The 14,562-nt window shown below is 72.0% G+C and carries 13 protein-coding genes; 5 read left to right on the top strand and 8 right to left on the bottom strand.

All coding sequences use genetic code 11. The annotated features are described in order from the left end of the window. Positions 1–21: 21 nt before the first annotated feature. Entirely contained in the window at positions 22–1,767 is a 1,746-nt protein-coding gene (locus tag BBK82_RS22465; RefSeq protein WP_065916760.1) for a proline--tRNA ligase, read from the bottom strand. A 136-nt stretch (positions 1,768–1,903) separates the two neighbouring features. Between BBK82_RS22465 and BBK82_RS22460 the strand changes: the two genes are divergently transcribed. Beyond that, positions 1,904–2,263: a VOC family protein gene (locus BBK82_RS22460; protein ID WP_065916759.1), complete on the top strand. Its 360-nt coding sequence runs from the start codon at positions 1,904–1,906 to the stop codon at positions 2,261–2,263. 405 nt (positions 2,264–2,668) lie between these two features. Here BBK82_RS22460 and BBK82_RS22455 read toward each other — a convergent pair whose 3' ends face one another. After that, the gene (locus BBK82_RS22455; protein ID WP_065916758.1) at positions 2,669–3,628 is read right to left on the bottom strand and encodes a GNAT family N-acetyltransferase; all 960 of its coding nucleotides are present in this window, start codon (positions 3,626–3,628) and stop codon (positions 2,669–2,671) included. 86 nt (positions 3,629–3,714) lie between these two features. Between BBK82_RS22455 and BBK82_RS22450 the strand changes: the two genes are divergently transcribed. From BBK82_RS22450 to BBK82_RS22435, 4 genes are all read left to right on the top strand, one after another. Continuing rightward, positions 3,715–4,470: an SAM-dependent methyltransferase gene (locus tag BBK82_RS22450; RefSeq protein ID WP_065921267.1), complete on the top strand. Its 756-nt coding sequence runs from the start codon at positions 3,715–3,717 to the stop codon at positions 4,468–4,470. Between the two features lie 25 nt (positions 4,471–4,495). Continuing rightward, a complete protein-coding gene (gene yaaA, locus BBK82_RS22445) occupies positions 4,496–5,224 on the top strand; it encodes a peroxide stress protein YaaA (protein WP_065916757.1) in 729 nt (242 codons plus the stop codon). Positions 5,225–5,425: 201 nt separating this feature from the next. Next, positions 5,426–6,391, top strand: a complete 966-nt coding sequence (locus BBK82_RS22440; protein WP_065916756.1) for a serine protein kinase RIO — start codon at positions 5,426–5,428, stop codon at positions 6,389–6,391. Positions 6,392–6,624: 233 nt separating this feature from the next. Further along, a complete protein-coding gene (locus tag BBK82_RS22435) occupies positions 6,625–8,145 on the top strand; it encodes a DEAD/DEAH box helicase (protein ID WP_154697434.1) in 1,521 nt (506 codons plus the stop codon). 192 nt (positions 8,146–8,337) lie between these two features. On the opposite strand, the gene cobA is transcribed toward BBK82_RS22435, so the two are convergent. From cobA to BBK82_RS22405, 6 genes are all read right to left on the bottom strand, one after another. Beyond that, on the bottom strand, positions 8,338–9,546 hold the full coding sequence (gene cobA, locus BBK82_RS22430) for a uroporphyrinogen-III C-methyltransferase (protein ID WP_065916755.1): 1,209 nt from the start codon (positions 9,544–9,546) through the stop codon (positions 8,338–8,340). Positions 9,547–9,597: 51 nt separating this feature from the next. Further along, positions 9,598–10,311 carry a PIG-L deacetylase family protein gene (locus BBK82_RS22425; RefSeq protein WP_065921266.1) on the bottom strand — a complete coding sequence of 238 codons (714 nt, stop codon included), beginning with the start codon at positions 10,309–10,311 and terminating at the stop codon, positions 9,598–9,600. A gap of 66 nt (positions 10,312–10,377) precedes the next feature. Continuing rightward, positions 10,378–11,154, bottom strand: coding sequence for a S1 family peptidase (locus BBK82_RS22420; RefSeq protein WP_065916754.1), 777 nt, complete (start codon positions 11,152–11,154; stop codon positions 10,378–10,380). Positions 11,155–11,274: 120 nt separating this feature from the next. Next, the gene (locus BBK82_RS22415) at positions 11,275–12,603 is read right to left on the bottom strand and encodes a cobalamin biosynthesis protein (RefSeq protein WP_170067951.1); all 1,329 of its coding nucleotides are present in this window, start codon (positions 12,601–12,603) and stop codon (positions 11,275–11,277) included. 43 nt (positions 12,604–12,646) lie between these two features. Continuing rightward, positions 12,647–13,255 carry a hypothetical protein gene (locus BBK82_RS22410; protein WP_154697432.1) on the bottom strand — a complete coding sequence of 203 codons (609 nt, stop codon included), beginning with the start codon at positions 13,253–13,255 and terminating at the stop codon, positions 12,647–12,649. Continuing rightward, entirely contained in the window at positions 13,234–14,550 is a 1,317-nt protein-coding gene (locus tag BBK82_RS22405; RefSeq protein ID WP_065916752.1) for a cobalt-precorrin-4/precorrin-4 C(11)-methyltransferase, read from the bottom strand. The genes BBK82_RS22410 and BBK82_RS22405 overlap by 22 nt, the downstream gene beginning before the upstream one ends. Positions 14,551–14,562: the final 12 nt, after the last annotated feature.

The raw sequence follows: 14,562 nt of genomic DNA, 5'->3' as shown, positions 1-14,562 counted from the left end.
CGGGCCCGGCGTGCGGTCAGGTCAGCTGCCGACCAGGGCGACCAGGTGGTCGACGACCTCGGCGACCGGCACCTCGACGCGGTCGCCGGACCGGCGGTCCTTGACCTCGACGACACCGTTCTGCAGGCCGCGGCCGACCACCAGGATGGTCGGCACGCCGATCAGCTCGGCGTCCGCGAACTTCACGCCGGGGCTCGCCTTGCGGTCGTCCAGCAGCACCTGCACGCCCTTGGCGTCGAGCTGCTTCGCGAAGTCCTCACCGGCGGCGGTCAGCGTCTCGTCCTTGCCGGCCACGACCACGTGCACGTCGGCGGGGGCGACGTTGCGGGGCCAGATCAGGCCGCGGTCGTCGTGCGACTGCTCCGCGATCACCGCGACCAGCCGCGAGACGCCGATGCCGTACGAGCCCATGGTGATGCGGACCGGCTTCGAGTCGGGACCCAGCGCGTCGAGCGAGAACGCGTCGGCGTACTTGCGGCCCAGCTGGAAGATGTGGCCGATCTCGATGCCGCGCGCGGCGACCAGCACACCCTTGCCGTCGGGCGACGGGTCGCCCTCGCGCACCTCGGCGACGTCGATGACGCCGTCGGGGGTGAAGTCGCGGCCGGCGACCAGGTCGACGACGTGGTGGTCGGTCTCGTCAGCACCCGTCACCCACGCGGTGCCGGTGACGACGCGGGGGTCGGCGAGGTAGCGCACGCCGTTGTCCTGCAGCGCCTTCGGGCCGATGTACCCCTTGACCAGGAAGGAGTTCCTGGCGAAGTCACCCTCCTCCAGCATCGCGACCTCGGCGGGCTCCAGCGCGGCTTCCAGGCGCTTGAAGTCGACCTCGCGGTCACCGGGGACGGCGACCGCGAGCAGCTCCCACTCCTTCGCGCCGGGCTGGCGGGTCTTGATGAGCACGTTCTTCAACGTGTCCGCCGCGGTGAACTTGCGGTCGGTGTTCGCGTTGAGGAAGTCCACCAGGGACTCGATGGTGGGCGTGTTCGGCGTGTGGTGCACCTGCGCCGCGGGCTTGTCGTCGACCGGCTGTGCTGCGGGCGCGGGCGTCTTGACCGCCTCGACGTTGGCCGCGTAACCCGACTCGGTGGACTTGACGAAGGTGTCCTCACCGGTCTCGGCGACCGCCAGGAACTCCTCGGACGCCGAGCCGCCCATAGCGCCGGACGTGGCGGAGACGATCACGTACTCCAGGCCGAGCCGGTCGAAGATGCGGATGTAGGCGTCGCGGTGGTCCTGGTAGGACTGCGTCAGCCCCTCGTCGGTGAGGTCGAACGAGTACGAGTCCTTCATCAGGAACTCGCGCCCGCGCAGGATGCCCGCACGGGGCCGCGCCTCGTCCCGGTACTTGGTCTGGATCTGGTAGAGCGTGACCGGGTAGTCCTTGTAGGAGCTGTACTCGCCCTTCACGGTGAGCGTGAAGAGCTCCTCGTGCGTGGGCCCGAGCAGGAAGTCGGCACCCTTGCGGTCCTTGAGCCGGAACAGGTTGGGCCCGTACTCCTCCCACCGGTTCGTCGCCTCGTAGGGCTCCTTGGGCAGCAGCGCGGGGAACTGGATCTCCTGCGCCCCGAAGGCGTCCATCTCCTCGCGGACGACGGCCTCGATCCTGCGCAGCACCTTGAGCCCCAGCGGCAACCAGGAGTACCCGCCCGGCGCGACGCGGCGGACGTAGCCAGCGCGCACCAGCAGCTTGTGGCTGGGCACTTCGGCGTCCGCCGGATCCTCGCGAAGGGTGCGCAGGAACAACGACGACATCCTGGTGATCACGGTGGGTACTCCTCGTTCACGGGCTGTTGGAGCAGCCTACTGGTTGGCCCGCGCACGAACTCGCGCACGGTTGGTTTCGCGGGCGCTGACCTGCAACGACCCGAAATTGTCAGACCCCCTGGGTAGCGTCCCTCCCATGTCCCTGACCATCGCCATGATCACGATCGACACGGGCGACGCCCGCAAGCTCGCCGACTTCTGGACCGCCGCCCTGGGCACCGCGGTCCAGAACGACTGGGGCGAGTTCATCGTCCTCGCCCCCACCACCCCGGGCGGCCCCGCCCTCGGCATCCAGCAGGTCCCGGACGCCACCCCCGGCAAGAACCGCGTCCACCTCGACACCCACGTCCCCGACCGCCTGGCCGAGGTCGCCCGCCTGGTCGAGCTGGGCGCCACCGAGGTCGGCGTGCACAGCGTGCCGGGCCTGGTGTGGTCGGTGCTGACGGACCCGGACGGCAACCAGTTCTGCGTGGGGCAGGCGGGCGAGGAGCTGTAGGCCCTTCCGCACTCCGGACGGGCAACCGGTCAGGACCGGCTCGAACCCGCCGCGCTCGTGCACGCCGAGCGCTCGGGGCCGCGTCGGTCACGGCACGGGTCCGCCCAGCCCGGCTCACCAAGCCGGTTGGGCTGACCGACCTCAGTCCGTCCCGCAAGTGAGCTCGCCGCAGTCCCGACTGCTCGCCTCGACCTGACCCTGCCGCCGGAGCGCAACCGCTCCCGCCCAGCCCAGCCGACCCGACGCAGCCCGACCAGCCCAGTCACTCAGCCCAGCCCACCCGAGCCAGCCACACCACCCCGGCCGCTCAGCCACACCTGACCGCTCAGCCGCACCCGGCCCTCAGCCGCACGAGCCCGGCCCGACCTGCCCGGCACGCCCTGCCCGCCCAACCCGGCACATCGCCTAAGCCGGCTCCACGGGCAGCCCGTAGTCCGCCCAGGTCCGCGCCACCCCGAACCCCGCCCGCTCGTACACCCCGAGCGCGCTGGTCGGGTTCGCCGTGTCCACCGACAACCCGGCCCGGTGGTACCCCTGCTCCCTCGCCCGAGCCAGCGTCCGGCTCAGCAGGGCGGAGGCCACACCGCGGCCGCGGTGGTCGGCGAGCGTGCCGACGTCCCCGATCCACAGTTCGCGGACGCCGGTCGTCTCGAACACGGCCGGGTAGTGCCTGGCCAGCACGAAACCGATCACGGCGCCGTCCGCGAGCGCCAGGAAGGAGGTCTCCGGGACGAACCGCTTGCTGTCGGTGAACGACGCGGCCCATTCGGCGGGGCTGCGGTCGACCGAGCCCCAGTGCTGTGCGAAGGCCGTGTTGCAGACCTGGCGCACCTCTTCGTGGCGGGCGGCGGAGAAGGGCACGACCTCGTACCCGGCCGGGGTCGGGAGCTGGGCGAGTGACTCGCCCAGTGCCACCTCCAGCTCGTGGAAGTGGCGGTCCGCGGCGAATCCCAGCCGCTCGCACAGCGCGACGTGGCCGGAGCAGCCGCTCTCGACCATGGTGGTCACCACCAGCGGCATGGCCCGGTGCCGGGCCGAGTGCAGGTCTCGCGCCATCGCGACGAGGCGCTGCATCAGCTGACGGCCGATGCCGTTGCGGCGGAACCGCGGGTGCACCACGCCGTCGAGGCGGACGCGGTGGGTGCCGGCGGGGTTGTCGCGCAGCATCACCAGGCCGTGGGCGGCGAGCACGTCGTCGACGAGCACGGCGAGCGAGCCGGCGGGCAGGTCCGCCTTGGCGAACGACTCGGCGACGTCCTCTTCGGACAGCAGCTCGCCGGTGTCGTCGGCCGCCTCGGCCGCGGCCCACAGCGCGGTCACCGCGGGGATGTCCGCGGTGGTGAGCGCACGCCACACGAGTTCCACGCCGACCGAAGCTACGCGGAGGTGATGCCCCCGACAACTGAATAACGCGTTGCCCCGGAACGGAAAGCGGCGCCATGCTGATGGCGATGACGACTCCGGAGATCACGCCGCTGCACCACGACGTCACGTTCCACGGACCGCTGTCCGAGGAACGGGCCGCCCGCCTGGTGAACTCGCTGCTGCCGCTCGACGGCGGACACGTGCTCGACCTCGGGTGCGGGTGGGCGGAGCTGCTGCTCCGCACGCTCGAAGCCGCGCCCACCGCCACCGGCACGGGTGTCGACCTGAACGAGGTCGACATCGCGCACGGCCGCGCCAACGCCGAGAGGCGCGGGCTCGCGGACCGGGTCAGCCTCGAAGTGGCCGACGTCGGCCAGTGGCGGCCGGACCGGCCCGCCGACGCCGTGATCGTCAACGGCGCCAGTCAGGTCTGGGGCGGAGACCCGGTGCGGCACACCGTGAACGCGCTCACCGCCGCCAGGGAGCTGTTGCGGCCGGGCGGGAGGTTGTTGCTGGGCGAGGGCTTCTGGGAACAGGAACCCACCGCGGCGCAGCTCGCCGCCATGCCGGTGCCCCGCGAGCAGTACCACTCGCTCGCCGGGCTGGTCGACCTCGCGCTCGAGCACGGCTACCGGTTGCTGTGGGCCGAGCAGGCGAGCCGCGACGAGTGGGACGTGTTCGAGAACGGGCACGGCCTGGCCTGGGAACGCTGGCTGCGCGCCAACCCGGACTCCCCGCACACCGGGGAGATCCGTGCCAAGGCCGACCGGCAGCGCAACTACCGGCTGCACGGCTGGCGCGGCGTGATGGGTCTCGCCTACCTGACGCTGCAGGCGCCGTGAGGAGCAACGCCGCTACTCTTCACCCGTGCTGGTGCTGCTTCCCCCGTCGGAGACCAAGGCGATCGGCGGCGGGGGTGCGCCGCTCGACCTCGACGTGCTGTCGTTCCCGGAGCTCAACCCCGTGCGCGACAAGCTCGTGTCGGCATTGGCCGACCTGGCGCGGGACGTCCCGGCGAGCCTGAAGGCGCTCGACATCTCCGAGCGCCAGGTCGACGAGGTGCACCGCAACGCGGCCGTGCGCACGTCCGCGACGATGCCGGCGCTGACGAGGTACACCGGCGTGCTCTACGACGCGCTGGACTTCCCGACGCTCAAGAAGGCCGAACGCGAGCGCGCCTACGAGCGGCTGGCGGTGGCGTCGGCGTTGTTCGGGGTGGTGCGCGGGGGTGACCCGGTGCCGGCGTACCGGTTGTCGGGCGGCAGCACGTTGCCCGCGCACGGCAGCCTGCGCACGCTGTGGAAGCCCGCACTGGAGCCGGTGCTGCGGGAGGCCGACGAGTTCGTCGTCGACCTGCGGTCCGGCGCCTACTCCAGTCTTGCGAAGATCCCGCACGCCGTCGTCGTCCGGGTGGTCACGAGCGAGGGCAAGGTCGTCAGCCACTTCAACAAGGCGCACAAGGGGCTGCTCGCCCGTGCCATCGCGGCCGGCCGTGCCGAGCCGAGCGACCTGAAGGGCCTGGTCAAGCTCGCGGAGAAGGCCGGGATGCGGCTCGTGCCCACCGGCGCGAAGACCGCCGACCTGATCACGGATTAAATCGGTTGCGCGCCCTGTTGACCGCAGGGCAAGCTTCACCGCAGCCGAAACGCGGCGCGTGGGAGTAGAGGAGGTGCGTTGTGTCAGAGCCTGTCATGGACGCGGCACCGACCCGTCCCTCCGCCCTTCGCGCCTGATCAGCACCGTTTGATCGCAGAGCGCCAGTGGGGCGGTCACCTCCACCTTCCAGGAGACCCCACCGTGCGCGAGCACGATCTCTACGAACGTTTCGAATCCTCTCTCGACGGCGCCGACACCATGCGGCGCAAGGGAAAGCGCGGCAAGCGCACCGCCGACGACGCGGAACCGGCGCGTCGCGGCCGCATGACCGAAGAAGAGAAGCTGCGGATCGCCAGGCTGCGCGAGGACCAGCTCAGCGCGGCGGACACCCCGGAGGACGGCGACCGCTGGTCCACCTGGGGCGACGCCGACCAGGGGCCGAAACCCCGCCCGAGCTGGCTCGTCACGGAGCTGGCCGCGGTCGACCGCGAGCTGGGCATCGTGAAGACCGGCAAGGAGGCGGACGTCTTCCTGCTGGAACGCGCGCTGGGTGACCAGGCGTGCCTGCTCGCCGCCAAGCGCTACCGCAGCAACGACCACCGGATGTTCCACCGCGACGCGGGGTACCTGGAGGGTCGCCGGATGAAGAAGTCCCGCGAGATGCGGGCGATCCAGAACCGCACCGCGTTCGGGCGCAACCTGATCGCGGAGCAGTGGGCGGTCGCGGAGTTCGCCGCGCTCACCCAGCTGTGGCAGATCGGCGCGCCCGTGCCGTACCCGGTGCAGCGCAGCGGCACCGAGCTGCTGCTGGAGTTCATCGGAGACGACGACGGCAACGCTGCCCCGCGGCTTGCGCAGGCACGTCCGGACGAGGACGAGCTGCTCGACCTGTGGCGGCAGCTGGTCGCGACGCTGACGACGCTCGCCGAGGCGGGCCTGACGCACGGCGACCTGTCCGCGTTCAACCTGATGGTCCACGAGGGCAGGCTGGTCATGATCGACCTGCCCCAGGTGGTCGACCTCGTCGCGAACCCGCGCGGGGTGGAGTTCCTCGACCGCGACGTCCGCAACATCGCCGGCTGGTTCGCCGCCCGCGGCCTGCCACCGGAGATCGGCGACCCGTCCGCGCTGGTGGCGACCCTGCTGGACGTTGCCGGTATGGCGTGACCCACGTTGCGCGCCCGGCCGTGTCCAACGACACTGCCGGGCGCGCGAGGTGTCGCCATTGATCAGCTAGACTGGTAAGTGCACCGATGAAGGCCTGACCGCCGTTGACCGGTGCGTCCACCCACTCATCCAGGCGTGACCACCACGCCGGGCTCGTCCTTGTGAACTGGCACCGCGACAAGCGCGGGGCAGCCTTGAGACGTGCCATGTCTCGGAGGTTTGTTTTGCCATCAATGTCCGAAGGCCGTTCCGAGCGCGTACAGAGCCGCAGGTCACCGCGGCGCCGCTCGAACCGCCAGGGCAACTCCTCGCGCCCGCAGCAGCGGGTCGAGGAGCCGATCGTCGCCGAGCACGTCGAGAGCACGCTGCCGGAAGGCCCGCTGCCCTCGTTCGCTGAGCTCGGCTTGGCCGACGCGCTGATCAAGTCGCTCGTCGCCAACGAGATCACCGCACCGTTCCCGATCCAGGCCGCCACCCTGCCCGACGCGATGTCGGGCCGGGACATCCTCGGCCGTGGCCAGACGGGCTCCGGCAAGACGCTGGCGTTCGGTCTCGCCATGCTGACCCGCCTCGCGGGCGGCCGCTCCACGCCGCACAAGCCGCGTGGCCTGATCCTCGTCCCGACTCGCGAGCTCGCGATGCAGGTGGAGACGGCGCTCATGCCGCACGCCCGCGCGCTCAACATGTGGTGCCGCGTGGTCGTCGGCGGCACGTCGTTCCCGCGCCAGATCGACCACCTGCGCCGCGGCGTCGACCTGCTCATCGCCACGCCGGGCCGCCTGTCCGACCACGTCCGCCAGGGGACCTGCGACCTGTCCCAGGTCGAGATCACCGCACTGGACGAGGCCGACCAGATGGCCGACATGGGCTTCATGCCCCAGGTCCGCGCGATCATGGACCTGACCCCGCAGGACGGCCAGCGCCTGCTGTTCTCCGCGACGCTCGACGGCGACGTGGACAAGCTGGTCCGCCAGTACCTGCACAACCCGGTGACGCACTCGGTGGCCCCGGCCACCGCCAGCGTCACGACGATGGACCACCACCTGCTGTTCGTGTCCGCCGAGGACAAGCAGAACGTGGTGACCGAGGTGGCCGCGCGCGAGGGCCGCACGATCATGTTCGTGCGCACCAAGCACCACGTCGACCGCCTGGCCAAGAAGCTGCGTTCGATGGGCGTCAACGCCGGCGCGCTGCACGGCGGTAAGGCGCAGAGCGCGCGCACCCGCGTGCTCGGCGACTTCCGCGATGGGACCATGCCGGTCCTGATCGCGACGGACGTGGCCGCCCGCGGCATCCACGTGGACGACGTCTCGCTGGTCGTCCACGTCGACCCGCCGGCCGACCCGAAGGACTACCTGCACCGCGCGGGCCGCACCGCGCGCGCCGGCCAGTCCGGCACGGTCGTCACGCTGGTCACGCACGACCAGCGCCGCGCCGTCCAGGGCATGGCCGCCCGCGCGGGCATCCGCCCGGAGAGCACCAAGGTCCGCCCCGGCGACGACGACCTGATCCGCATCACGGGTGCCCGCACCCCGAGCGGCGAGCCGATCGTCGAACGCGAGAAGCCCGCCCGCCGCTCCGGCGGCAACGGCCGTCGCTTCGGCGCCCGGCCACCGGCGGCCGCGGCGGCTCCGGCCGGCGCTCCGAGGGCGGCGAGTTCCGCAGCGGCCCGCCGTCCGCGAGGGTGGCGGTCCGCGTCGAGGCGGCAGCACCACCGGCCGTCCGCGCCGCGCACCGCAGCACTGATCGCCTGATCTGACGAAGGCCGCCTCCCCGCTTCGGGGAGGCGGCCTTCGTCGTGCGCAGGGTGGCGTACGGGGCGGAACTGGTACCTGCTCACGGCGAGCACGGATTCGCCGTTTCTGGGTGAACGCGGCGACGTTCGTGGTCACGGTGCCGCAGCCGGTCAGAGACTGCTTCGCGGGGGCTGGACGGCCCTTGGACGGTCAGCTGTGCGCGGCGCCGATGCCGGCGACCGGGCCGACCACGATGATCGCCGGCGGGCGGACGCCCCAGGCCACGACGTCGGCGCCGAGGGTTTCCAAAGTGGACCGGTACACGCGCTGGGCGGCGGTGCTGCCCTCCTGGACCACGGCGACCGGGGTGGTGCCGGGGCGGCCCTGCATCAACGCCGTTGCGAACGCACCTGCGCGTTCGACGGCCATCATCAGCACGACCGTGCCCTGCAGGCGTGCGATGGCCGGCCAGTCGACGAGCGAGCGTGGGTCATCGGGTGCGACGTGGCCGGAGACGACTACTACCTCGTGTGCCACCCCTCGGTGCGTGACCGGCACACCGGCCAATGCGGGCACACCGAACGCGGACGTCACGCCGGGGACCACGGTCACCGGGATGCCGGCCTCGGCGCACGCCAGCAGCTCCTCGAAGCCGCGGCCGAAGACGTACGGGTCGCCGCCCTTCAGCCGGACGACGAACTTGCCCTCCTTGGCGCGGTCGACCAGCGTCTGGTTGATGAAGTCCTGCGTGGCCGCGCGGCCGTAGGGGATCTTCGCGGCGTCCACGACCTCGACGTGCGCCGGGAGTTCTTCCAGCAGTTCGCGGGGTGCCAGGCGGTCGGCGACGACCACGTCCGCCTGGGCCAGCAAACGCTTGCCCTGCACCGTGATCAGCTCGGGGTCGCCGGGGCCGCCACCGACCAGGGCGACGCCGACGGGCGGTGAGGCCTGGTCGGCGATCCGGCCGTCGCGCAGGGCCGACACGAGGCCGTCGCGGACCGCGGCCGAGCGGCGGTGTTCGCCGCCTGCCAGCACACCGACCACCATGCCGTCGTGCGAGCCCACGGCCGGAGTCACGGCCGTGCCCTCCACGGCGATGTCCGCGCGCACGCAGAACACACGCTGCGATAGTGCCTCTTCGCCGATCTGTGCGTTCACATCGACATCAGACGTGCACGCCAGCACGTACCAGGCGCCCTCGACGTCACCGGCCTCGAACCGCCGTTCGTGCCACGTCAGCTCGCCCGCGTCGACCATGCCCTGCACGGCGGGGGTCACGGACGGCGACACGAGCTCGACGACGGCGCCGGAGGCGATCAGGCGGGGCAGGCGCCGCTGGGCGACGGTGCCTCCGCCGACCACGAGGACGCGCCGGCCCCGGAGATCGAGGCCAACCAGGTAGTGCTGTTCAACGGGCATGCGTAGAAGCATCCACACGAGACCGGCCGTGTCCAGCCGAAGGGAACATGGTCACAGGCGCAACAGCTCGAAAGACGTCGCCAGCACGCCACCGAACCGCTGCCCGGCGGCCTCCGCCATGTCACGCAGGAACGGCTCCGGGTCGGCCATGTCCCCGCTCAGCGCCTCCAGATAAGCCTTGTGCTCGCGCAACGACGCCACGGACGCGGCGAACGAGTCGGTGATGTCCACGGCGTGCGTGGCCATCGGTGAGGACGCCGCCGCCACGTACCGAACACCGTTCCACGGCTCGATGTCCAGGTCCCGGAACACCCACCGGTTGCCGGCGTCGCGCACGGCGTCGACCGCGGCCCGTCCGACCGCGATGTGGTCGGCCATGTTGAGGTTTCCGCTCGGCCACGTTTCGCGGAAGTTACCGGTGATCACGAACTCCGGCCGGTGCCGCCGGATCGCCGCCGCGATGTCGCGCCGCAACGGCAGCCCGTACTCGATCATGCCGTCGGGGTGGTCCAGGAACTCGACCTCGGTCACGCCGACGGCCGCGCAGGACGCGATCTGCTCGTCGACCCGCAACGGCGCGCACTCCTCGGGCGACAGCGAGTCGATGCCCGCCTCCCCACGGCACGCGAGCAGGTACGCGATCTTCTTGCCCTGAGCGGTCCACCGCGCGATAGCGCCCGCACCGCCGTACTCCATGTCATCGGGGTGGGCGACGACGACCAACGCGCTCGCCCAGTCCTCCGGCACTGCCTCCAGATCCGCCATGACCCGCAGCATACGACCGCGCACCCCGAATCCACTGTGGACTCGGGGTGCGCGGGAGGGGAACCGTTACAGCTGAGCGGTGATCACCGAGTTGTACGAGGCGATCCGCGCGTACACGCCGGGGTAGCCGGCGCCGGCGCAGCCGCGACCCCAGGAGGTCGCGCCGATGAGCTTGCCGCCGTAGACCAGCGGGCCACCGGAGTCGCCCTGGCAGGTGTCGACGCCGCCCTGCGGGAAGCCCGCGCACACCATCGAGGTGTTGCTGTACTGCGAGTACGCGGTCTTGCAGGTCGAGTCGGACGTCAGCGGCACGTTGGCCTTGAGCAGGTAGCGCGACGCCGAGCCACCGGAGGACGTGGTGCCCCAGCCGAGGATCAGCGCGGAGTTGCCGGCCGCGTAGAGCGCGGTGTCGGCGGGCGTGGCGAGCGGCAGGGTGGCGGAGCTGATGTTGCGGTCCAGCGTCAGCACGGCCACGTCGTAGCCGGACGTCGCGGTGCGGTAGCTCGGGTGCACCCAGATGCGGGTCACGCTCGCGACGGTGCCCGCGGTGCTCTGCTTGTCGTCACGCCCGTGCACCACGCGGGTGCTGGAGGCGGAACGGCCGGAGACGCAGTGCGCGGCGGTGACGACCTTGTTGGCCTTCACCAGCGTGCCTCCGCAGAACTGCGAGCCGGAGGTCGAGGCGAGGTAGACGACCCACGGGTACGTCGACGTGCTGGCCCGCGTGCCACCGACGATCATCGGTGAGACGTCGTCGGCGTTGGCCTGGGGAGCCGTGAAGAAGATGCTCGCGAGAGCGGTGACCACGACGGACAAGATCAGGCGACGCAGGGTTTTCGCCATGTTGTCAGTCCTTCCGTTGACGCTGTGTGCAGGGTGTACAGCTACGGCACACACAGCGTCACGGTCGGGATTCACCTGGCACAACCGCCACTAGTCGGACATGTCCGGCTTCACAGTTGACTATCCCGCCCGCCAGTCGTCGAAGCCCTCACCGCCCGAGCCCGTGTCCGTGGTGGACCCGAGAAGGAGAACTAGTGCCGGTCCGCCACCCCGGGAACAACAACCACGTCGGCTTCGACCGGCTCGTCCAGCGCCGGTCCGGTTCCGAACGCCACGTGCGCGACGGCCGCACCCTTCTCGGCGAGCTCGGCCGCACCGTCGGCGCGCGTCTCGGTTCCCGGTCGCAGCAGGGCGGCGACCGCGTTCACGGCGTCCGGTGTGCCGACCACGACCGCGGCCCGCCGGATCTCGGCCTCGGCGCGGTGTGCGTTGCTCGGCGGCACCCGGCCCGAGCCCGACGAGTGCCAGCCTGCCCCGCGGCAGCACCCGCGCGGCGGCGACGGTCACGTTGTCCCGCTTGAACTTCTCGGCCGCGAGTTCCACCGGGGCGCCGTTCGCGAGCTGCCGGGCACCGCACAGCGCGGCCGCCTCCGCCACGCTCGCCGTGCCCATCGAGTTGCGCACCACCGAGCTCGGGTTCGGCACGCCGGTCGCGTTGAGCTCCTCGGCGCTGAACGTGATCAGGTCCGCGGTGTCGCCGTGCCAGAAACCCCAGTCCTCCACCGCGTCCACGATGCCGGGCTCCTCGGCCTTCACGTCGGCCGTCGCGAACGCCTTGATGGCCCGCAGGTCCAGGCCGCCCTGCGCGTCCAGTTCGGCCAGTGCGGCACCGACGGCCGTCGCCGAGGCACCGCGCGTCGACCCCACGCCCACCACGAGTGTCCGCGGCACGATCCGCAGCACGTTGTCCTTCGGCGCGGCCGCCCGGTCGTCGATGACGATCACCCACGCGGCGTCCTCGCCGGCCGACACCACGTTCGCCGACAGCGCGGGCAGCGGGAAGCTCAACGGGTTGCGCAGCACCACCTTCTCGCCGGCCTCGATGGCGGCGGCACACGCGCCGACGTCGCCGTCCGCCGTGGCGTCGAGCTGCTCGACCAGCTCGTCCAGCACCGAGTCGATCGACGGACCGGCCGTCACGACGGCGGTGCGGTTCAGCGCGTCCGCGATCTGCCAGGCGAACGTGTCCGCGGCACCGGCCAGCGCCACCACGAAGTCCGCGTCGACGCACACCACCGCCGGGTCGGTCTGCTTGTCCCGCAACAACGGCGCGATCACCCGGACCGCCGTGCCCGCGTCGAGGAACAGCACCACCGCGCTGAGCCGGTCCCACAACCGGTGCACCGCGGGCCTGATCGGCCCGTCCGGCACGACGGCGTCCGAGCCCAGCACCCCGGCGAGGTCGGCGGCGTCACCGCGCTGAGCCGCCCCCGCGAACACACCGATCACGCCAGGGCTCCCCGCGAACGGCACCCCGCCGGCCACACCCGGATCACTTCTTCGTTCCCCACAGGATGGTCACCGGGGCGGCAGCGCCGAACCCGGACTCCAGCAGCCGGGAGGCGGTCAGCTGCACGCCCTCGACCTCGTACCCCGCCGCCTGCAACGCATCGCGCGCCGGCACGATCTCGTCCACGCGCTCGACCGCCACGACCACGCGCCGCGCGTTCACCGCGGCGCACGCCTTGACCTCCGGCAACGAGCCGCGGCCGACGAACACCGCCTCCGGGCGCGGCAACGACGTCGTGTCCAGCTCGGCTTCCTCCACGCGCACGTCGACACCGTGCGCCGACGCGTTCGCGATGATCCGCACGCACTGCACCGGATCCGGCTCCACCGCGACGACGGCGGCACCGAGCCGGGCGCACTCCACGCCGACCGCGCCGGATCCCGCCAGCACGTCCCACACCAGCACACCCGGCCGCGGCGCGAGCACCGCCAGCACGAACGCGCGGACCTCGGCGCCCAGCACGTGCGTCCGGCTCGCGAACGCGTCGTCCGGCAGCGCCCACTCGGTGCCGCGCAGGAACTCGTTGTCCGCCAGGCACAACACGGCCTCGGGGGCGATCCAGCGCCGGGTCACCGCATCCTTGGGGTCCACGGTGGACAGCTCACCGACGTCGGCGACCACCAGCGTGCGCCGCCACCGGCGAGCCCGGCGCCGATCTCGGCCGGTCCCGCACCCGGCGCCACCTTCACGATCACGGCGGTGCGGGCCCGGCACAGGTTCAGCGCGGGCCGCAGCCCGTCGGCGGCGTCGACGACCTCGACGTCCGGTCGTCCGGCCGCCTCCCGCAGCTGCTCCACGGAGGCCGGCATCAGTTGGCGCGCTTGGGCTTGCGGACGGCGGGCTTGCGCTTGGGCGGCACCGAGGCCTGCACGGTCGGGGGCTTCGGCTTGGCGGCCGCGACCACGGTCAGCTTCGGCTTCGGCTTGGGCGCCTCGGCCTGCGCGCCGTCGTCGACCGGCTTGCGGACCGACTGCTGCAGCTCCTCGACCGCGTTCCAGGCCGGGTTCGGCTCGGTGGGACCGGTGGCGGGACCGGCGGGGACCGGGGTGTCGGAAACCGGTCCGGCGGAGATCGGGCGGCGGCAGCGGCTCGTCCACCCGTCGCGATGCGTGAGGCGGCCCGGCGCGACCAGCGGTCGGGCGGGCGGCGCGGGCCGGTTCGTCGGTGGTGACGGCGGTCGCGGACTGGCGGCGGGCAGGAGGCTTCACGGCCGTGCCGACCAGGAACAGCGTCGGGCGGTACAGCTTGTGCTGCTTCACGACCGACTCCAGCTCGCCGACCGTGGTGTGCACGACCAGCTCGTCGGCCTGGCTCACCTTGTAGGCCACCACGACCGGCGTGTCGCCCGCGTAGCCACCCTCCAGCAGCTTCTCCACGAACTGGCCGGTGCGCGCACCGGAGACCGTGGCGGCCATCGTGGTCTGCAGCGCGGCGAACTCGCGGACCCGCTCGCTGCTCTCCGGCGCGAGGAACACCGCGGAGGAGGCCTCGGTCAGCGTGATCTCGCGGCCGATCCGCGCGGCGGCGGCGGCGACGACCGACACGCCCGGCACGACCTCGACCTCCAGGCCCAGGCGCTGGCACAGGTCGTGCTGCTCCTGCACGCCACCCCCGGTCGCGGCGTCGCCCGCGTGCAGCCGCACGACCTTCAGCCGGGAGGCGGCGGCACGGCGGTACAGGTCGGTGACCTCCTCGGCGGTGACGCGGGAGAAGTCGACCAGGTCGGCGCCTTCCCGCGCGTGCTCGCGGACGCACTCGGCGTCGACCACGGCCGGGGCCCAGACGACGACGTCGGCTTCCGCGATGCGGCGCGCGCCTCGGATGGTGATGAGGTCGGCGGCACCTGGACCGGCGCCGACGAAGGAAACCCGACCGGTCGTCGTCACGACAGCTCCACA

It is taken from the genome of Lentzea guizhouensis, from assembly GCF_001701025.1.
Taxonomy (GTDB): Bacteria; Actinomycetota; Actinomycetes; order Mycobacteriales; family Pseudonocardiaceae; genus Lentzea; species Lentzea guizhouensis.
This window is presented reverse-complemented; position numbering and strand designations above follow the sequence as displayed.